Source organism: Paraburkholderia sp. EG304, from assembly GCF_046543485.1.
Classification (GTDB): domain Bacteria; phylum Pseudomonadota; class Gammaproteobacteria; order Burkholderiales; family Burkholderiaceae; genus Paraburkholderia; species Paraburkholderia youngii.
Window position 1 is genome coordinate 30,450 of the sequence record NZ_JBKGUA010000020.1, and the last position, 19,397, is coordinate 49,846.

A 19,397-nucleotide genomic window follows, 5' to 3' on the forward strand; every position below is an offset into this window, starting at 1 on the left:
TGGTCTCCGGGTCAGGCAGCAGCGTCGTGAGGATTGGGCGTGGGGAGATGCGCCGCTTGCGGCACTTCGATCACGCGTTGCACGAAAATGCCGGGCGTGACGATTTCTTCCGGGTCGAGGCCGCCGAGCGGCACCACTTCCGACACCTGCACGATTGCGGTCTTCGCGGCGCTCGCCATGATCGGCCCGAAGTTACGCGCGGTCTTGCGATAGATCAGGTTGCCCCAGCGGTCGCCCTTGTACGCCTTGATCAGCGCGAAATCCGCATGCAGCGGCGCTTCGAGCACGTAGTGACGGCCGTCGATCAGGCGCGTTTCCTTGCCTTCGGCAAGCTTGGTGCCGTACGCGGTCGGCGTGAAGAAGCCGCCGATGCCCGCGCCCGCCGCGCGGATGCGCTCGGCGAGGTTGCCTTGCGGCACGAGTTCGAGTTCGATTTCGCCGGCGCGATAGAGTGCGTCGAACACATAAGAGTCGGTCTGGCGCGGGAACGAGCAGATGATCTTGCGCACGCGCTTTGCCTTCAGCAACGCCGCGAGGCCGATGTCGCCGTTACCTGCGTTGTTGTTGACGATGGTCAGCTCGCGCGCGCCCTGCTCGATCAGCACGTCGATCAGTTCGGACGGCATGCCGGCCGTGCCGAAGCCGCCGATCATGACGGTCGCGCCGTCGTGGACATCGGCGACAGCCGATTGAAGTGTCTCGAAAATCTTGTTGATCATGTCGAAAATTCCTTTGGGGGCGCTACGTGCCGCTGGGCTGACAGCCCTCGCCGACAAGGGTCGCGGCAAAGCTCGCGCGGAAACAGTCTCCGGGCATGCTGGCGACGGCTCGCGAGGGAGAGAGCGGGCTGGCGCCTTCGATTGATTCGCCTCTGAATTTGTTCGTTACATGAACAGTGATTCGTTTAGCGAACGCCTCGGCGATTATGGTTGTCCTGTGGGCGGATTGTCAAGGCAGGGAAACCCCCTTCATCATAGGTCGCCGCTCGCGGCGGCGAAGGTCCGGGTTGCACTCGTCCAGTGCTCGCCCTGCGCGCGAAAAAGCCGGCCGCGCGAAATCCCACTATGCTTATGGGCGATTTATCAACTAGGCTCTATAGCGATACGGCATAGGCACCGCGTTGCCTCGCCCGCCCCGCGAGCCATAACTAGCATGTCCGAGACACATCTGGATCTGAATCTGATCCCCTACCTGGTCGCGATGGAAGACACGCGCAACGTGAGCCGCGCCGCCGAGCAGCTCGGCGTGAGCCAGCCGCGCGTGAGCACCGCGCTTGGCCGTCTGCGCGAATACTTCGACGATCCGCTGTTCGTGCGCACCTCGAAAGGCATGGAGCCGACACCGCGCGCGCTCGCGATCCTGCCCGCCGCGCGCGACGCGCTGCTGCGCATCGAGAAAGGCATGCTCGACGTGCAGGACTTCGATCCGGCGACGAGCACGCACACGTTCTCGATCGCGCTGTCCGACGTCGGCGAGATCGTGTTTCTGCCGCGTCTTTTGCAGTTGTTCGCCGAGCGCGCGCCGTCCGCGAATCTGCGCTCGGTAACGCTGTCGCCGTCGCAGGTGGAACGCGGGCTCGAATCGGGCGATGTCGATCTCGCCGTCGGCTATTTTCCGGACCTGGCGGGCAACAACTTCTTTCAGCAGCGGCTCTTCACGCACCGCTTCATCTGCCTGATGCGCAGCGGACACCCGCTGTCGAAAGGGCCGCTCACGCTCGAGCAATACGTGGCGTCGGGGCATGCGGTCGTGCGCGCCGAGGGACGCAGCCAGGAAGTGCTCGAGCAGTACCTCGAAAAGAAGCGCATCAAGCGGCGCGCGGTGCTCGAAACGCCGCACTTCATGAGCCTGCCTTTCATCCTCGCACGCACTGATCTGCTCGCGACCGTCCCGCACGCGATCGGCTTCGCGTACGTGTCGGAGCATGCGTCGATCATGCTCGTCGAGCCGCCGCTGCCGTTGCCGCGCTTCGACCTGCGTCAGCACTGGCATCGCAAGTTTCATAACGATCCGCGCCTCAGCTGGCTGCGCGGCGTGGTCGCCGAACTGTTCAACGATGCGATGGACGAATGGCCGAAGTAGCCGCTCGAAGCAAGTCCGCGACCGCCCCGGCAGCGAGAGGGGCATCGGCACCTTCGGGCGCAAAACATGGAACAATGATCTCAGTTACTGACCCCGCGCGCAGCGCAGCATCGACACGCGATCCAGGAGGACGACGCATGACCAGCAGCAAGGCAAAGAAAACCAAACCCGCAGCGGCCGTCGAACGCCCGAGCCGCGAAGAAGCTGAGGCAGCCGTGCGCGTGCTGCTGCGCTGGGCCGGCGACGATCCGCAACGCGAAGGCCTGATCGACACGCCGGCGCGCGTGACGCGCGCTTACGAGGAGTTCTTCGCGGGCTATCAGGTCGATCCGCGCGAAATCCTCGCGCGCACCTTCTCCGAAGTGGACGGCTACGACGAAATGATCGTGCTGAAGGACATCCGCTTCGAAAGCTACTGCGAGCACCATATGGTGCCGATCATCGGACGCGCACACGTCGCGTATCTGCCGAATCATCGCGTGGTCGGCATTTCGAAGCTCGCGCGTCTCGTCGATGCGTTCGCGAAGCGGCTGCAGATCCAGGAAAAGATGACGGTGCAGATCGCCGATACGCTGAACGACGTGCTGCAACCGGCCGGCGTCGGCGTGATTCTCGAAGCCGCGCATCAGTGCATGTCGACGCGTGGCGTGCATAAGGCGGGCGTCACGATGGTCACCTCGCGCATGCTCGGCACGTTTCGCACCGATCCGTCGACACGGCGGGAGTTTCTGGCGATCGTCGGAAATCCGGGCGTGGTGGCCATGCCGAATGCCTGATGCGGTGAACGCAGGGGCTGTTAAGGGTTCGCTGCCGATGCAGCCCCCGCCTCTGCGAATCCGGCGTGCGGCCTCGCGCGCATGCTCTTCGCGCTCGCCGGCAATGTCGTGGGGTGCAGGCGGGGTTGACAGTTAGTTGCGTCTTGACGATACAGGCCAATGCTCAACAGCGGCCGTCGACGCAAGCTTCTTCCCTAATTGATCACCGCGCCGCCCAATCCCCCTCCCCACCCGCACCGCCCACAAGCCATCGGCTATGCTGAATCCACGGTGCGCATGCCAGCTCACCGCAGCAACAGGAGCGGGTCAATTGGTCGAGTTTCCGTTGTCGGCGATTTCAACCTGGGGCAGCGCGATCGTATTCGTCAACGTCCTGCTGACGCGCCTCGGCGTACCGATTCCGGCCGTGCCGATGCTGCTGTTCGCGGGCTCGGCGATCGCCGCGGGCAACCTGTCGTTCTGGCCGACGCTCGGCGCGGCGGTGCTTGGCGCATTGATCGGCGACGGCACGTGGTTCGCGGCCGGCCGGCTGTATGGCCGCAAGGTACTCGCATGGCTCGGCAGCCTGTCGCCAGTCGTCGATACGAGGCTCGAAATGGCGCGCTCGCTATTCGAACGGTATGGCATGCCGCTCGTGTCGATCTCGAAGTTCGTGCCTGGGCTCGGCCTGATCACGCCACCGTTGATGGGCACGACCGCTGTCGACATCCGCCTCTACGCGCTATGGGATCTGGCGAGCGTGATCACGTGGGCGACTTTCTGGTTGCTTGGCGGCGCGGCTGTGGAGCGCGAGGTGCATATGCTGCGCGCATTCGTCGAACGGCGCGGCGGCACACTCGCCGACATTCTTCTGGTGGTGGCGCTGGCCTATCTGCTCTACCGGCTGTATCTGCGATATGACGAACGACGCCGGTTCACGCGAGCCGCGTCGGCCCCGGCCACGCCGATGCTGGCCGCGCCGACGCATGCCTCGGCGGCGAGCGTCGCATCGAGACTGCCGTGGAGCTGGCGGCACTCCGGTCGCCTGAGTCGCACGGCGCCGTCCCGCGTGCTCGATGCGCGGCCCGGCGCACCGCTGCTCGATCTGCGAGGCCAGATTCCCGACGCCCTCGCGCTCGATCCGCATTCGCCCGAACTGATCGACGGTGCGCTGCGCGCGCACGACGTGGTCATCTACTGCATCTGTCCGGACAGCGCGACCGCGCTCGAAGTCTCGCAACATATGCGCCGCAATGGCTACACGCGGATTCGCGCACTGCGCGGCGGGCTCGATGCATGGCAGCGGCGCGGCTTCCCGGTGGGCTCGCTGGCTTACGCGGCCGGCACGGCGCCCGCTCAGCCACGTTCGGCGTGGGGTGAAACGGCAGCTGCAGTGACGTTGCGCGGTTTCGCGCCGCGCAGCGTGGAGCGTGCCTGATTCGCGCTGCGTCGCGACCCACGCAGGCCGGGAAAGCGCTCGCGCTCACGTGAACGGATACCTGGGCGTCAGAGCGCCGCGCCTGTACTCGACGCCCCCTGCGCCGCCGAATACTCGGCCCACTGTGCCGACCGGGTGCGATTGCGCCCTTCGGTCTTCGCCACGTACAGCTATCCGTCAGCGGCGGCCAGCAGCTCGACTCCATTGGCGAAATCCGTGGCGCTCGGCAGCGCCGTGGCGCAGCCGACGCTTACCGTCACCGCCTGCGGCGCATCGTGTCCACGCACGATGACGCGGTTTTCCACCTTGCGGCGAATCTGCTCCGCGACCGTGAACGCGCCCTGCGCCGGGGTATCCGGCAGCACCACCGCGAACTCTTCGCCGCCGTAGCGCGCGACCAGATCGACAGAGCGCCGCGCCACGGACGCGATGCAATCCGCCACCGCGACCAACACCTCGTCGCCGCTCTCATGGCCGTAGGTGTCGTTGAAACGCTTGAAGTGATCGATATCGATGAACAGCACCGACAGCGGCTTGTTGTCGCGCCGCGCGCGCTTCCATTCGTCGTCGAGCCGCTTGTCGAGCACGCGGCGATTGCTGAGCCCGGTCAGCGGATCGGTCGACGCGAGACGCATCAGCGCAGCCTGCGCGCGCTGCTTGTCGCGCAGCGCGAACGTGAGCAGCCACGACACGACCACGAACACCGCACCGAACGCGATGGTCAGCGCAGCAGCCACGTGGCTGCGATGCTGCCACGGCGCGAGCACGTCGTCGACGGCGGGCGCGATCGCCACGATCAGCGGCGTGCCGGGCACGTGCGCGTATGTGAAGATGCGACGCACACCGTCGACCGGCGAGACCGCTACGAAGCTGCCGGAGTCGTGCGCGGTCATCGGTAAGAAGGTCGGCGACTTTGCGACGCTCCCGCCGATATCGCGCCCTTCGATGGGCTTGCGCGCGAGCAGCGTGCCGTCCGTCATCACGATGAAAACCGAACCCTGCTCGCCGGTGTCGATCCGGTCGAGCAGGTGCTGGAAGTACTCGATGCGAATAGCGAGCAGCGCGATGCCGGCGAAGTTGCCCTGCGCATCGTCGATGCGCCGCGTCAGCGCGATCGACGGCTTGCCGCCGCGCAGCCGCGACATGAACGGATGCGAGAAATACAGGCCGGCCGCCGGATTGCGCTGCTGTACCTGAAAGTATTCGCGGTCGTCGAGATGGACGGTGGTGTTCGCGTCGTCGTACTGTGCGGCCGCCACTTCGCCGTCGGCGCCGACGACATACGCACCGCCGAGAAAGGCGGCGGTGGTCGCGCGATCGAACAGCCTCGCCTGGCGTGCCGGGACCGGCAGCGTCCAGGTATCCGGATCGCGCGCGGCATCCACCATCGATTGCAACGACAGACTATAGATTTCGACGTTACGGGCGAGATCCGCGGAAATGATCGACACGAGGTTTTGCGAGGTCTGGCGCGCATGAGCGAGCATTTCACGGCGACCTTCGCCGACCTCCACCGCGGTCAGGATCGACATCGCCAACGCGACGAGCGTGCCGGCGACGCCGGCCACCCACGGGCGGTTGCCCACATAGCGGGTCATCCCGGTTCGAACGGCATGCAACGTCAGGCGCAACCGATGACGCAGCGAAAGCCCATGCTGTGCCACGCTCCTCGCCTCCTTTCGCGGACGATTCTTTTGGACCGGCAGCGCGGTGCGCCGTGCATGTTGGGCCGCGGGTCCTCCGCGCCAGCGAGACGAGAGCGTTCGCTCAGCCCAGTAGCTCCGACGCCGCGCGCAAGCGGCGTTTGCGTTTCCTGTCGAGCCAGGCCAACGCGGTTTCGGTGTGATCCGCGTCGGCAAGCGACGCCGCATTGTCGCGCAACAGCGCTTCGCTGGCGACGGTATCGTTGAGCAAGCCGAAGCGCTTCTGAAGCTTTTTCAGCCGCTTGAGCGTGCGCTTATGGCTGATTTTAAGCACCGGCCCGAAAAACTCGAACAGATAGCGCAGTTTCTTGCCCGCTTTTCTGACATCGTGGAAGGCGGCGTAATTCGAGCGTTTGGCATGGCGCGCGCGTTTGATGCGCTTTTTCAATGAGCGCTCCGACGCCCGGATGCGTCGAGCGGCAAATTTGCGCAACGCAATATCCGCATCGTGGGTGGCGTGCAGTTCCCCGGAAGTGGTGGCTAATGCATCGCGCAACAGATGTTTGACGTCGGCATTCAACAACGTCTCGCGGCTGGTCGCCAGCGTATCGCGGCGCGTCTGCTCGAGCTTAGGCATCAACGCTTGTGCGTCACCGCCTTCCTGCTTGAGCAACTCGATCAGGATGTCCCAATCGCGCGTTTTACCGGCCGCGGTGGCGAGGAACTTGTACACCGCGCGCTGGCGAGAATTCTCGCCCTTGTCGAGCAGCGGTGCGAACGCCCACCACAACGAACGCAAACGCCGCAGTGACACACGCAGTTTGTGCAGCGCTTCGGGTGACGGGTCGTCGTGTATGCCTTTGGCGAGTCTGATCGCCTCATCGACGAGTGGCTCGGCGTAGGAAGCAAAGGCCCGCTGCGCCGATTCTTCCGGTACCGGCTCGTTGGCTGTTTCGCTGTCTTGCTTCATCGATGCTCCCGGAAACATGACCGTATTTCCAGCGTAGCAAAATTGATGCTCACGAGGGAATCACCGCGCATATCAGCGGGTTTTCCAGTTGCGCGTTGGCGCGTCGTGTCGACAGCGCCTATGCTCGACCGATGGGGCGCTTATCGCGCGGTCCGGCGAATGCTCCGATTTGACGATGCAGTGTGCAGCGCGGCAAATGCCGCCAAACAGACCCCCAGGAGGATGTATGCGAATACTCGTTGTCGGTGCGACCGGCCTGCTCGGCTCGCACATCGTGAAGCTGCTCGCCACCGAGCATGACGTGGTCGGCGCAAGCCGCAAGGGCTCCGATCTGCACGTCGACCTGTCCGACAAACGCAGCATCGAAGCGATGTATGCGCAAGCCGGCAGCTTCGACGCGATCATCTGCGCGGCCGGCTCGGCGAAGTTCGCGCCGCTCGCGGCGCTTGGCGACGAAGACTTTTCTTTTAGTCTTGCCAATAAACTGATGGGGCAGGTCAATGTTGTGCGCTGCGGCGTGGACCATGTGTCCCAAGGCGGCTCGTTCACGCTGACGAGCGGCGTGCTCGCGCAACAGCCGATGGAAGGCAGCGCCGCGGTCAGCATCGTCAATGCGGGTGTCGAAGCGTTCGCGCGCTCGGCCGCGCTCGAGTTGCGCGGCAAAGCCCGCGTCAATGTGGTGAGCCCGGGGTGGGTCGCCGAAACGCTCGAATCGATGGGCCGCGATCCGTCGCAAGGGGTGCCGGCGGAAATCGTCGCGCAAGCCTATAAACGCGCCCTCGGTGGTAGTGCAAGCGGCGAGGTCATCAGCGCATCGTAGGCGCTACCGTAGTGCGCTCACCGTCTGGTTTTATTCATCACTTGCTTAGTCGGATGCGCGGCGCGGCATGATCCGCGCCGCGTCTATTTTCCTGCCTCCCATTGCCGTCACGCAGTTGTCATCATTGCGACACGCAGCGAAAGCAGCATCGAATACTCTGCGACCACAATTTTGGGGCTCACGTCATGCCGGAACTTTCGTATCCGCAACCAGGCGCCGCCAGCGGCAAGGGCCGTAGCGCAGGCCTGGTTATTTTCGCCGGCCTGCTCATCGCGGGCGTCGTGTACTGCGGCGTTCATCTGATAGACGATCTGCAGCCCGTGCGCGAAAGCTCGGTGCTGCCCTATCTGTTGCTCGGCGTCGCGCTGCTGATCGCGCTCGGCTTCGAGTTCGTCAACGGGTTTCACGATACGGCCAATGCGGTCGCCACCGTCATCTATACCCACTCGCTGACGCCGAATATCGCGGTCGTCTGGTCCGGCGCGTGGAATTTCCTCGGCGTGCTGTTGTCGAGCGGTGCGGTCGCCTTCGGCGTGCTGCAACTGCTGCCTGTCGAGCTGATCCTGCAGGTTGGCAGCAGCGCCGGGTTCTCGATGGTATTCGCGCTGCTGATCGCCGCGATCATCTGGAACCTCGGCACGTGGTCCCTGGGCCTGCCTTCTTCGAGCTCGCACACGCTGATCGGCTCGATCATCGGCGTGGGCCTGATGAATCAGATGATGCATGGTGCGAATGGCACCAGCGGCGTCGACTGGACTCAGGCGCTCGGCGTCGGCAAGTCGCTGCTGTTTTCGCCGATCGTGGGCTTTCTGCTCGCGGGCTTGCTGCTGCTGATCCTGAAGGCCGTCGTGCGCGTGCCCGCGCTGTATGCCGAGCCGAAGGGCAAAGAGCCGCCGCCGTTCTGGATTCGCTGTCTGCTGATTCTGACCTGCACGGGCGTGTCGTTCGCGCACGGCTCGAACGATGGCCAGAAAGGCATGGGGCGCTGATCATGCTGATCCTGATCGGTACGGTGCCCACTGCGTACGCACTGAATCGAGCGGTCACGCCGGAGCAAACGCAGAACTTCGTCGCGGTCGCGCATCAAACCGCGGCGACGCTAGCGCGCTACACGCAGGGCGCGGGGCCGTCCGCAGATCCGCGCGCCGACGTCGAGGCCTTCGTGCGCACCCGTCAGTTGACACCCGCCACACTGCCGGCGCTGCGGCAATTGACCGAGCAGATCGGCCGCCAGGTCGGCGAATTCGGCTCGATGGCGGCGGTGCCGCAAGGCATCGTCGATAACGTGCGCAACAACATGTATGTCACGTCCGAGGCGATCCGTCTGATGTAGAAGGCCAATCAGCCGCAGTTCTCGGCCGAGGACGCAAAGGTCATCGCCAACTTCAGAACGCAGATCGATCACGCGACCAAGTTCATTCCGCCGTGGGTCAAGGTGGCGGTCGCGATCGCGCTGGGTCTCGGCACGATGGTCGGCTGGAAGCGCATCGTCGTCACGGTGGGCGAGAAGATCGGCAAACAGCATCTGACGTATGGCCAGGGCGCGTCGGCTGAACTCGTCGCGATGGTCACGATCGGTGCCGCCGACGTCTACGGTCTGCCGGTGTCGACGACCCACGTGCTCTCTTCCGGCGTGGCCGGCACGATGGCGGCCAACGGCTCGGGCCTGCAATGGGCCACCGTGCGCAGCCTGATCCTTGCATGGGTGTTGACGCTGCCCGCGTCGATCGCGCTCGCGGGCGGGTTGTACTGGGTGTTCCGATCGGTGTTCTAAGTTCGCCGCTCCAGCTGAATGCAGCACGAAAAAAAGCGCGGTACGTTCTATACGTACCGCGCTTTTTTGTTGGCAAGCTCGTTCATGCGATCCGGCTTTAGTACACCTCGGGCACGATCATCGCCTCAGGCACCGGCTGGCGGCTATAGTCCTCGTGATAGACACGCGACGGCAATTCGATGTGCGGATGCTCGATGTCGTGATACGGCACCTGGCTCAGCAGATGGTGAATGCAGTTCAGGCGCGCGCGCTTCTTGTCGACGGCCTGCACGACCCACCACGGCGCCTCGGGAATATGCGAGCGCTGCAGCATCACTTCTTTCGCCAGCGTATACGCCTCCCAGCGGCGCCGGCTTTCCAGATCCATCGGGCTCAGCTTCCACTGCTTCAGCGGATCGTGAATGCGGTTCTGGAAGCGGATTTCCTGCTCTTCGTCGGTGATCGAAAACCAGTACTTGAGGATCTGCACGCCGCTGCGCACGAGCATCTTCTCGAACTCAGGCACCGAGCGGAAAAACTCTTCGTATTCCTCGTCGGTGCAGAAGTTCATCACGCGCTCGACGCCCGCGCGGTTGTACCAGCTGCGATCGAACAGCACCATTTCGCCGCCCGCCGGCAGATGCGATACATAGCGCTGGAAATACCATTGCGTGCGCTCGCGATTGTTCGGCGCGGGCAATGCGGCCACGCGGCAAACGCGCGGATTGAGTCGCTGCGTGATGCGCTTGATCGCGCCGCCCTTGCCGGCCGCGTCGCGCCCTTCGAAGATCACGACGAGCCGATGTCCGGTCGCGACGATCCAGTCCTGCAGCTTGACCAGTTCCCCCTGCAGCCGGAACAGTTCACGGAAGTACTGCTTGCGCGCCTCGCGATGCTCGGGCGTAAAGCCGGCCGGGCCGTCGATGATGCGGTCGTCGACCTCCATTTCGAGTTCTTCGTCATAGGCATCGATGAGGTCTTCCTCGAAACGGCGTTGCCGCTCCGCCATCAATTCGAAATCGGGTCTCGGGTCCGGCTCTTTCATTGCGGCTCTCCTCGCAACAGGAATGGGATGGCGCGCGGCGGCTAGCGCGACGCGGTCGCGTTCGATTATCGAAGCGCGAGGTGTCAGCCGTGTTACCGCGTGGGCGGCCGCTGCGGAGGTGTGGTAACACCCATGATAGCGAGTTTTGCCTGGGCCTCCTCCGCTAGTGCAGCGGCCGCGCGAAGCTCAATTCGTGGCCGTCCGGATCGGTGATATGAAAATAGCGCTCGCCCCACGGCGCATCCGCCGGCGCGGACGACGGCTGCAAGCCCGCCGCCAGCGCCTTGGCATAGATCGCGTCGACGTCCGACACGTAGATGATCACGCGCCCCCACCAGTTGACCGGCGCACGCGCATCGGCGATCAGGTTCAGATACGAGCTGCCGAACGCGAACGACGTGAACGCCTCGCGCGGACCGCCGTACTTGAGCGGAAAGCCGAGCGCTTCGTAGAACGCGACGGCGCGCTGCATGTCGCTGGTAGCGAGCGTGATCGCGCTCAGAGACTCGATGCGTGGATCCGGCTGCGGAGGTTGCGGCGCTGAGGCGGTAGATGCGGACATGAAGTAGTTCTCCGTGGCGCGAGCGAGCGGCGAGCGACGGCCCGCCCCGGAAAGTGTCTCACACGCGATGGCCGCCAGTGCGGCCCGCGGCGACGGCCCCGGGCGCCCCGCCCCAGACGCCCTTGAAAACGCGCGCGACGCCCCGCATCTCGCAGCCCGTCTATCCGGAGCATCGTTATGGGAAGCCGTCCACGCTTCATCGATGACCTGTCGAGCGCCGCATCCGACGCCCCCGGGCCCCAATCCACCGACCTTTTGACCAACGGCGACGACGCGCTGCTCGACGCCTACTCCCGCACCGTGATCGGCGCACTGGAGCGCGTGCAGCAGGCGGTCGCGTTTATCGCCGTCGAACGCCGGCTGCCCGGCGACGCGTCCGCGCATGGGCGCGGCGCGCGCGGCGGCACCGGCTCGGGCTTTCTGTTCACGCCCGACGGCTACCTGCTGACCAATAGCCACGTCGTGCATGGCGCGACGCATATCCAGGTGACGCTGGCCGACGGCGCGAAGTTCGACGCCGATCTGGTCGGCGACGATCCCGGCAGCGATCTCGCGGTGCTGCGCATCGGTTCGCCGGAGCCGCTGCCGCACGTCGAACTCGGCGAATCGTCGAAGCTGCGCGTCGGGCAGATCGCCATTGCGGTCGGCAGCCCGCTGGGGCTGCAGCAGACCGTGACGGCCGGTGTCGTTTCGGCGCTGGGCCGGTCGCTGCGCTCGAACTCCGGCCGCATGATCTACGACGTGATCCAGACCGACGCGGCGTTGAATCCGGGCAACTCGGGCGGACCATTGATCAATTCGGCGGGTCAGGTGATCGGCGTGAATACCGCGATCATTCCTGGCGCGCAGGCCATCTGTTTCGCGACCGCGATCGATACCGCGAAGTGGGTCATCATGCAGATCTTCGCGCATGGCCGCGTGCGACGCGCGTATATCGGCGTGGCCGGCACGACGACGCCGCTGTCGCGGCGTGTGCAGCGTTACTTTGGGCTCGGCACGCAAAGCGGCGTGCACGTCATGGAGATCGTCAAAGGCAGTCCGGCCGCGCTCGGCGGCTTGCGCACCGACGACACGATCGTCGCGATCGACGCACAGCCGGTGCAGGATGTGGATGGTCTGCAACGCACGCTCGACGCTTCGCGTATCGACAAGCCGGTCAGCGTGACGGTGTTGCGCGGCGCGCAGCGGCTGGAGTTGACGGTGACGCCGGTGGAGCAGGCGGGCTAAGAAGACTGCGCCCGTATCTTGACTTACGCGCGCCCGCGGCTGCCGCGCGCGATCTCATCACCCGCGTCTCGCGGCAGCCGCCGCGTAATCGGAATCGACAGGCACGAGAACAGACCGACGACCAGAAACGCCGGCCAGAAATCGGAGAACACGATGTTCGGATGCCCTTGCAGACGATGCGAAATCAGCAGCACGATGCCCGAGATCGTCACGCCGAGGCCGAGCGACATCTGCTGGATCACGCTCGCAACACTCGTTGCGCGGCCGACCTCGCTGCTCGGAATATCCGCATAGGCCAGCGTATTGAGCGACGTGAATTGCAGCGAGGGAAAGAAGCCGCCCACCAGCACGATGCACCAGATCACCCAATGCGGCGTGCCGGGAAAGAACAACCCGTACACGGCGATCGCCAGACCCGCACACGCGGCGTTGACCATCAGCACGGTGCGAAAGCCGAAGCGTTCTAGAATGCGCGACGCCACCGTCTTCATGAAGATCGAGCCGAACGCGGACGCGCATGTGATCGCGCCGGCTCTGAACGCGGTCATGCCGAGCCCTTCCTGCAACGCGAGTGGCAACAGGAACGGCACCGCGCCAAGACCAATACGAAACAGCGAACCGCCGATCACGCTCGCATGAAAACTCGGAATGCGCAGCAAACGCAGATCGAGCACCGGCAACGCGACGCGGCTCGCGTACAGCACATAAACCAGCAGCAGCACGATACCGGTCATGCACATGCCCACCGATTCTCCTGTCGACACCAGTTCGCCGCCGACGAGCGAGAGCCCGAGCATGAACAGCGAAGCGCCACTTGCCGACAGCAAGAAGCCGAACCAGTCGAGCCGGCCTGGATGCGGCTCGCGCGTATTGGCGATGTACTTGTTGGTGAGCCAGATGCCGAGCAGCCCGATCGGCACATTGATCACGAAAATCAGACGCCAGTGCAGATAGGTCGTGATAAAGCCGCCAAGCGGCGGCCCGACCACCGGACCGAGCAACGCCGGCACCGACAGATAGTTCATCGCGCGAATGAACTCCGACTTCCGCAGCGAACGGAAGATGATGATGCGCCCCACCGGCACCATCAGCGCGCCGCCGATGCCCTGCACGAAGCGCGCAAGCACGAAGGTATCGAGCGAAGTGGACGCCGCGCACAGCAGCGAGCCCGCCATGAAGATGCCGATCGCGGTTCGGAACACGGTGCGCGAACCGAAGCGGTCGGCGACCCAGCCGCAGATCGGGATAAAAACGCCGAGGCCGATCACATACGCGGTAACCGCAAGCTTCAGCGTGATCGATCATGACCGAGGTCGCGCGCCAGAACAGGCAGCGACGTCACGATGACCGTGCCGTCCACGTTTTCCATGAACATCGCGCACGCGACGATCAGCGGAACGATGAAAGCGCCTAAAGCGAGCAGCATTGTCATGGCGACGGGCGGCCCGCCATCAATGGAAAGTGCCGATTATGGCATTGCGGCGGCAACAAATGTTGTCGCGCGAGGGGATTGCCGCGCGCCGTGAGGCGCGCTGGCGCGCGGCGGAAGCTTTAGCGCGATGCGCTGACGAGCGGCTGCAACTGCGGCAGGATTTCGTCGGCCGCGCGCGCGACGTCGTTCGGGAAGTCGATCTCGATCCACGGCGCGCCGGTCACGTCGGCCGTGTCGAATACCTGGCTGCGCTCGAGCAGCAGGTCGCGCACCGCCTCTTCGTGCGGCATGTTCGCGCGGCCGCTGTCGATATAGCCGGCGACGATCTGCGTAAAGCGTCGCGCGGTTTCCTCGCGGAAGCGGAAGAAGCCGACCGATTCGCCGATCGTGTCGAACTCCAGATTGACCGCGAGCTGCTTGCGCAATTCGACCGGCACGCCGTCCTTCAGGCACAGCTTGACCGGCTCGTCGCCCGCTTCGAAATCGCGGTCGATCAGCAGACGGTTGACCGACTCCCCCGCCACCAGCGCGTTCAGGATGCGCTCGTCGTACAGCACGTCGGCGTCCATCAGCAGCACGTCGCCGCCGCGCGTCAACGCGTCGGCAACCGTATGCACGGTCAGCACGCTGCCCAGATCGAAACGCGGATTGAGCACGGTCTCGACCTTATGCGGCCAGTTGATGCGCGCGAGTTCCGCCTGCACGGATTCCGGCTGGAAACCAAGCGCCAGCACGACGTCGGTCACGCCGGCGGTTTCGAGCATCTGCAGATGCCGTTCGAGCAGGCTCATGCCGTCGAACTGCAACAGGCATTTCGGAAACTGGGCTTGCGGCGGCTGCTGGAGACGCAGGCCGAGGCCCGCTGCGAGAATGATGGCGCGCATGCGCGGTCCTTTGAAAAAAGTACGGAGGTCAATCGGCAACCGGCACACGCCGCGGGGCGCGCCGACGTTGCCAGCTTCGTTCGCTGAAGTGCAATACCAGCAGGCCCGGCAGGCCCAGCAGGATTTCACGCGCACGCTTGGCGAGCGACAACGCCAGCGCCGCGTCGGGCGGCAAACCCACCAGCGGCGCGAGCAGCAGATAGCCGCCCTCCTGCACGCCGAGCGAGCCCGGAATCATGAAGGCCGCGCCGCGAATCGCCTGGCCGATGCTTTCCAGCAGCAGCGCGTCGATCCAGCCGACCGGATGGCCGAGAAAACGCAGCGCGAGCCAAACCTCGACCGTGCCGACGACCCAGCCGACGAGGCTCAGCGCAAAGCTCGCCGCCACGCGGCCGCGCTCGCGGTACAGCGACTGCACGGCGGCATCGACGGCTTCCGCGCGCGTCATCAGAGACGACCAGTCGCGCTTGCCGAACACCTTCGACACCACGGCGAGCAGACGGCCGAACAGGCCGCGCCGCTGCGCGAAATAAAACCCGGCGATCAGCGCGCCGAGCACGCAGGTCGCGATCAGCGTCGCGGTGCGCAGGTCGTGCAGCGTGCCGTGCGCGGCGTAGGCGCCGAACATCGCGAGGCCGCCGAGCGCGAACACGATTTGCGCGAGCGCCTGCCAGGTCGTGCTGACTGTGATCGCGGCGGCCGCGTCGCGCAGCAGCATGCCGCGCTGCGACAGTTGCCGCACCATCACCACCGGACCGCCGATCTGTCCAGCGGGCAGCAGGCTATTCACCGATTCGCCGACCCAGCGCGCGGACAGCGCATCGCGCAGCGAGAGTCCGGCTCGCGCGCGGCTTGCCGGACCTTCATGCGCGCCGTCATGGGACGGGTGGGCGCGCTTGAACAGCACCGCGATCGCGGCCGCATCGATCAGGAGCGGCACCACGTGGAACGCGGCGACGACCGCGAGCCCCCAGCCGGCTGCGAGCAAGGTCGACGCCACCGAGCCGAAGCCCTGCCACGCGAGCAGGCCGACGAACAGCGCCGAGCCGATCGACAGCAGAAGCAGCGCGGCGCGACTCATGCGGCGTCCTTGCCGCGCGAGGCCATCTGACGGAACACCTGACGGAAACCGAAGTACGCGATTGCGTCCTTCATGTTCGAAACGAAGCGGCGCCACGGCCGCATATTGGGATCGGTGACGTATTCGAACGTCAGCGACACGCGCATCTCGTTCGGGCCGGCCGGCGTAATGCGATGCCGCAGCTTGTCGCCATCGAAAAACACGAGGCCGCCCGGTGGAATCTGCACCGAGCCCGGCTGGTCCGGCACCTGCGGATTGCGGGTATGCAGTTCGTAGTCGAGCCGGCACGACGATTCGTCGATCACGCCGAGCAGCAGCGTGTAGCGGCGCCCGTCGTAATACGAAGTATCGTAGTGCCAGCCGATATGGTCGCCGGGGCGCGTGTAGTAGTAGAGCGCGTACGCGTGCGGATCGTCGGCGGGCGACACCTGCAACTGGTCGCCGCTCAGCTGCTCGAGCCAGCCGATCAACTCCTTCGAGCGATACAGCTCGGCGATGAACGGCGCGAGACGGTCGATCGTATGGCGGCTGACACTGCCGCCCTGTTTGTGGCCCGGCAGATAGTTGCGGTTCACCTCGTCGAGCAGCGAGCGCGCGCTTTGAACCAGTTGCGCGGTGACTTCCGGCGCGAGGAAATCTTCCAGATACAGAAACGCGTCCTGCGCGGCGAAGTCTTTGCGCAGACGCGCGTTGTCGAACGTGCGGGTACGGCTCGCGACCGCGCGGTCGGCATCGGGCGCGGGCGTGAGCGCCGCGACGGGCGTGCCTGTCGACACGGGCGCGATCACGTCGTCTTCGGCGTGCAGATTCATTTGACGGCCCACTGTTGACTGGTTTCGGAAGCGCTGGGGGCCTTGGCCGTCGGGCGAGCGCTGCGGCGCGCGACGCGCCAGTAGTCGATCACCACCCAGGCGGCGAACAGCGGCGCGCCGATCGACGCGACCACCACGAACGGCGCGACGACATTCGTCAGCGTGACGATGGGCAACAGGTAGAGCACGTCCTCGGTTTCGAAGCCCCCCACCGACGCCTGCTTCGTGCCGGCCTTGCCGACCATTTCCTCGATCCGCATGCGCAAAAAGAAGATCAGGGCAACCGCGACACCCGCAACCGCGCCGAGCGCGCCGGGAGCGAACTTCAAAGCATCGATCTGCGCACCGCCGACACCGATACCCATGCCGACGAACAGCATCACGGTCACGAGCGCATCGCAGGCGAGGTCGTAAAAATGACCGATACGGCTCGACTTGCCGCCGACGCGCGCGAGTTCGCCGTCCGTGTGATCGACGAAATTGGACAGAACGATCAGAAGTGCGCCCGCATTGGCCCACGCGAATCCCCCATGCGCAAGGCACAGCGCGCCTGCGACGCCGATCAGCAGGCGCAGCGTGGTCAAATGATTCGGGGTGACCCAGGTATCGATTAGCGGTGTCACGAGCCGGCGGGCGAGCCGGGCGTCCCACGTACGTGGAGGCGGGACGTTTATTGGAGGTCGGGGTTGCGAAGTCATAAGGCGGAAATATATACGGGATTCTGAAAGCTTGCTGTTCTGTCGTATGTTTCCCCGCAATTTCGCAGATACCGTTCGTGTGTTCGCCACAAAGCGGAATTCGCCGAATCGCTGTAAAGTGCGAATCCAGTTGTGCCAGTCACGTGGAATCTGTTCGATGTGCAGCACCGCTAGCTCCCTCCGGGGGATGGCGCAGTGGTTGCTAATCCACGACATCGACTGTGGACGCCCGCCTACACTCATGAACCGTTTTCTTGCCCCTCTGCTGTTTGCCGCAGCCGCCGCGCTGCCGCTGTCCTCGTTCGCCGTGGAGCTCGACGCGCCACTGGTATGCAATGAGAGCGGCCACCAGTTCATTGCTGATCTGATGCAGCAGCAACTGATCAACCCGAAGCCAAGTCACGTCGAAAGCAACTCGATCAACGCGTTCTCGCCGATGCCGGGTGCGCATCTGACCGCGTTCGGTTTCCGCGTATTCGCGGTGGTGGGCTTCGAAAAAGACGACCCGATGTTCCGGGTCGGCGACGGCGAACCGGTCGCGCAGTCCGCGTATGGCGCCGTCGTGTTCGGCGGCGACGACAAGGTTAAAAGCGCACTCGAGAACGCCGGCAGCACGGCGATCGTGCATCACGTCGCGCCACTGATAACCGCGATTTTTTGCAAGCGCAACTAGGCGGTGGCGGCACGCGCTGGCTGCGGCCATCGGTATTGAGATGGCTCCGAGCAGGGGTTGGCACGGTACAATTGCCGCAGATAGATTTTTCGGGGCTCCGCAAGGGCGTCTATCTGCCTCCTGGTCAACAGGGTCCAGCCGTGCTGGTTACGTCGGTCGCACCGATCAAGCGCTCCCGCGAAGTCATGAGGCCCCCGCGCGGGACCTCACCTGTTTCTGGCCAGGCCACTCTCACACATCCAGTTCTTTTCTAGTGCCGACTCAGGCTCGGGTCGCGGATCGATTCGCCTCTCAAAATCTCGGCCGCCATCACGCGAAATCGCACGATGCTCCGGCGGTTGCGAGGAATATCCGGCTTGCCTGCCGCTTGCGGGCTGCCCGGGGTGCGCACATACGCGCTCTCGATCACGAGCCGCAGTTGCGCTGCCGCCGCCCTGCGCAAACGGAAAAACACCTCGTACTCGACCGTTTCGCCACGATCATCGATATCTTCGATCACGAGCCAGTTGGAGCGGCCAGTGAAATAGCACCGCCGTTCTGCCAACTGCGCGATGATCGCCGGCAGCTTGAGCGACCAGCGGTGTCGGTCGGGGCAAAACGCGCGCGCCACATTGCGATGATCGAATATTGTGCGCGCGTCGCCGAGCACTTCGAAATCGAGTGGCCCGGTCGCGCCCGCTCCCAAACGACACGCAATGTGACGTGTATTCGACGTGGACCGTTGCCGTCACTGCAGGAAATCGCTGCGAGGCGGGAATCGCGAAAGTGAACGCGCTGGCAAGCAGATGAGCGAGGTCATAGCGAACGTTCGCCACGTCGATAAAACCCTCGTCGCAACATCAAAATCCATTTCAAGTCCACCTCGCGAGGCCGCCAAAGGAGACCGCAAATTATCGCGAGATTCCCGTTCGCTGGCTCCTCAGCCGGATGGCCTAAGACGATCCGATCACGACGCAACCGCGCCTACAACCGCCGCTTACCCCGGCCGGCGAAACTCGTTCGCCACCCACGCGGCGGCGCTCGCCTTGCTGAGCTTGAAGGTCGGCGCAACCTGCACCTGCGCGATCTGCTCGCCGAAAATATCGAGCGCGCTCAACAGCGCGTACGGCTCGTCCTCGTCCGGAACGATGTCGAGCGTGATGTCGAGTTCGTCGTTGCCGTCCGCGCTCGGCACGCGCACCGCCTTGTGCAGTTGCGCGCGCAGTTGCTGCTCGTGGCGACGCAGCACTTCCGCCGCGGTTTTCACCAGCGTGTTGAACGCCGATACGTCGAGCGGCTTCGGATCCTTCTTGTTGCGACCCATCGTCCAAGGTCCGACGAGCGCGGGCTCCGCCTCGCCGTCCTTGATCATTTCGACGGCCCAGCCTTCGTCGTCTTCGTTCTTGATGATGCGCGCGGTCCAGCCGTTATCGCGCCACAGACGCTCTTCATGCACGCTTTCGTCCGGTCCGGACGAGTCGTCGGCCAAGGACCCGGCATTCGTGTCGGTCGAGGGAAAGGGCGTGTCGTTCATCACAGGTTC

At 64.6% G+C, this 19,397-nt stretch carries 17 protein-coding genes and 3 pseudogenes; 8 read left to right on the forward strand and 12 right to left on the reverse strand.

Annotation, left to right across the window (positions count from 1 at the left end; all coding sequences use genetic code 11):
* Positions 1 to 11: 11 nt before the first annotated feature.
* Positions 12 to 719, reverse strand: a complete 708-nt coding sequence (locus tag ACLFKU_RS23200) for a 3-oxoacid CoA-transferase subunit A (protein ID WP_410850611.1) — start codon at positions 717 to 719, stop codon at positions 12 to 14.
* A 433-nt stretch (positions 720 to 1,152) separates the two neighbouring features.
* Here ACLFKU_RS23200 and ACLFKU_RS23205 point away from each other — a divergent pair, with 433 nt between their 5' ends.
* The 3 genes from ACLFKU_RS23205 (at position 1,153) to ACLFKU_RS23215 (ending at position 4,275) form a co-directional block, all read left to right on the forward strand.
* A complete protein-coding gene (locus ACLFKU_RS23205) occupies positions 1,153 to 2,082 on the forward strand; it encodes a LysR family transcriptional regulator (protein WP_013092343.1) in 930 nt (309 codons plus the stop codon).
* Positions 2,083 to 2,219: 137 nt separating this feature from the next.
* Positions 2,220 to 2,858 carry a GTP cyclohydrolase I FolE gene (gene folE, locus ACLFKU_RS23210; protein ID WP_176125881.1) on the forward strand — a complete coding sequence of 213 codons (639 nt, stop codon included), beginning with the start codon at positions 2,220 to 2,222 and terminating at the stop codon, positions 2,856 to 2,858.
* Positions 2,859 to 3,168: 310 nt separating this feature from the next.
* On the forward strand, positions 3,169 to 4,275 hold the full coding sequence (locus ACLFKU_RS23215; RefSeq protein ID WP_368585141.1) for a VTT domain-containing protein: 1,107 nt from the start codon (positions 3,169 to 3,171) through the stop codon (positions 4,273 to 4,275).
* A gap of 68 nt (positions 4,276 to 4,343) precedes the next feature.
* Here the strand turns inward: ACLFKU_RS23215 and ACLFKU_RS23220 are convergent.
* Together ACLFKU_RS23220 and ACLFKU_RS23225 are read right to left on the reverse strand one after the other, a co-directional pair.
* Positions 4,344 to 5,939 (reverse strand): annotated as a pseudogene (locus tag ACLFKU_RS23220) (diguanylate cyclase).
* A gap of 103 nt (positions 5,940 to 6,042) precedes the next feature.
* On the reverse strand, positions 6,043 to 6,888 hold the full coding sequence (locus ACLFKU_RS23225) for a CHAD domain-containing protein (protein WP_410850612.1): 846 nt from the start codon (positions 6,886 to 6,888) through the stop codon (positions 6,043 to 6,045).
* Positions 6,889 to 7,114: 226 nt separating this feature from the next.
* On the opposite strand from ACLFKU_RS23225, the gene ACLFKU_RS23230 reads away from it, so the two are divergent.
* Both ACLFKU_RS23230 and ACLFKU_RS23235 read left to right on the forward strand, forming a co-directional pair.
* On the forward strand, positions 7,115 to 7,708 hold the full coding sequence (locus tag ACLFKU_RS23230) for a short chain dehydrogenase (RefSeq protein ID WP_368585137.1): 594 nt from the start codon (positions 7,115 to 7,117) through the stop codon (positions 7,706 to 7,708).
* Between the two features lie 185 nt (positions 7,709 to 7,893).
* Positions 7,894 to 9,482: pseudogene (locus tag ACLFKU_RS23235) on the forward strand (inorganic phosphate transporter).
* Between the two features lie 97 nt (positions 9,483 to 9,579).
* Here the strand turns inward: ACLFKU_RS23235 and ppk2 are convergent.
* Positions 9,580 to 10,506: a polyphosphate kinase 2 gene (gene ppk2, locus ACLFKU_RS23240; RefSeq protein WP_368585135.1), complete on the reverse strand. Its 927-nt coding sequence runs from the start codon at positions 10,504 to 10,506 to the stop codon at positions 9,580 to 9,582.
* Between the two features lie 163 nt (positions 10,507 to 10,669).
* Positions 10,670 to 11,068, reverse strand: a complete 399-nt coding sequence (locus ACLFKU_RS23245; RefSeq protein WP_410850613.1) for a VOC family protein — start codon at positions 11,066 to 11,068, stop codon at positions 10,670 to 10,672.
* A gap of 177 nt (positions 11,069 to 11,245) precedes the next feature.
* Here ACLFKU_RS23245 and ACLFKU_RS23250 point away from each other — a divergent pair, with 177 nt between their 5' ends.
* The gene (locus ACLFKU_RS23250) at positions 11,246 to 12,295 is read left to right on the forward strand and encodes a S1C family serine protease (RefSeq protein ID WP_410850614.1); all 1,050 of its coding nucleotides are present in this window, start codon (positions 11,246 to 11,248) and stop codon (positions 12,293 to 12,295) included.
* Positions 12,296 to 12,318: 23 nt separating this feature from the next.
* Here ACLFKU_RS23250 and ACLFKU_RS23255 read toward each other — a convergent pair.
* Positions 12,319 to 13,721, reverse strand: a pseudogene (locus ACLFKU_RS23255) (MFS transporter).
* Here ACLFKU_RS23255 and ACLFKU_RS23260 point away from each other — a divergent pair.
* On the forward strand, positions 13,639 to 13,821 hold the full coding sequence (locus tag ACLFKU_RS23260; RefSeq protein ID WP_410850685.1) for a hypothetical protein: 183 nt from the start codon (positions 13,639 to 13,641) through the stop codon (positions 13,819 to 13,821). The pseudogene ACLFKU_RS23255 and the gene ACLFKU_RS23260 overlap by 83 nt on opposite strands.
* Positions 13,822 to 13,846: 25 nt before the next feature.
* Here the strand turns inward: ACLFKU_RS23260 and ACLFKU_RS23265 are convergent, their stop codons facing one another.
* From ACLFKU_RS23265 to ACLFKU_RS23280, 4 genes are read right to left on the reverse strand one after another with little or no spacing between them, the layout of a single operon-like run.
* Positions 13,847 to 14,611 carry an NTP transferase domain-containing protein gene (locus tag ACLFKU_RS23265; RefSeq protein ID WP_013092354.1) on the reverse strand — a complete coding sequence of 255 codons (765 nt, stop codon included), beginning with the start codon at positions 14,609 to 14,611 and terminating at the stop codon, positions 13,847 to 13,849.
* A 28-nt stretch (positions 14,612 to 14,639) separates the two neighbouring features.
* Entirely contained in the window at positions 14,640 to 15,692 is a 1,053-nt protein-coding gene (locus tag ACLFKU_RS23270) for a lysylphosphatidylglycerol synthase domain-containing protein (protein ID WP_410850615.1), read from the reverse strand.
* A complete protein-coding gene (locus tag ACLFKU_RS23275) occupies positions 15,689 to 16,504 on the reverse strand; it encodes a 2OG-Fe(II) oxygenase (RefSeq protein WP_410850616.1) in 816 nt (271 codons plus the stop codon). Before ACLFKU_RS23275 ends, ACLFKU_RS23270 begins: the two co-directional genes overlap by 4 nt.
* A complete protein-coding gene (locus tag ACLFKU_RS23280; RefSeq protein WP_410850617.1) occupies positions 16,501 to 17,202 on the reverse strand; it encodes a CDP-alcohol phosphatidyltransferase family protein in 702 nt (233 codons plus the stop codon). Before ACLFKU_RS23280 ends, ACLFKU_RS23275 begins: the two co-directional genes overlap by 4 nt.
* A gap of 241 nt (positions 17,203 to 17,443) precedes the next feature.
* Between ACLFKU_RS23280 and ACLFKU_RS23285 the strand changes: the two genes are divergently transcribed.
* Positions 17,444 to 17,875, forward strand: a complete 432-nt coding sequence (locus ACLFKU_RS23285) for a hypothetical protein (RefSeq protein ID WP_368585128.1) — start codon at positions 17,444 to 17,446, stop codon at positions 17,873 to 17,875.
* 250 nt (positions 17,876 to 18,125) lie between these two features.
* Here ACLFKU_RS23285 and ACLFKU_RS23290 read toward each other — a convergent pair whose 3' ends face one another.
* Positions 18,126 to 18,560 carry a hypothetical protein gene (locus ACLFKU_RS23290; protein ID WP_410850618.1) on the reverse strand — a complete coding sequence of 145 codons (435 nt, stop codon included), beginning with the start codon at positions 18,558 to 18,560 and terminating at the stop codon, positions 18,126 to 18,128.
* Between the two features lie 291 nt (positions 18,561 to 18,851).
* A complete protein-coding gene (locus ACLFKU_RS23295; protein WP_368585126.1) occupies positions 18,852 to 19,388 on the reverse strand; it encodes a hypothetical protein in 537 nt (178 codons plus the stop codon).
* Between the last annotated feature and the right edge of the window lie 9 nt (positions 19,389 to 19,397).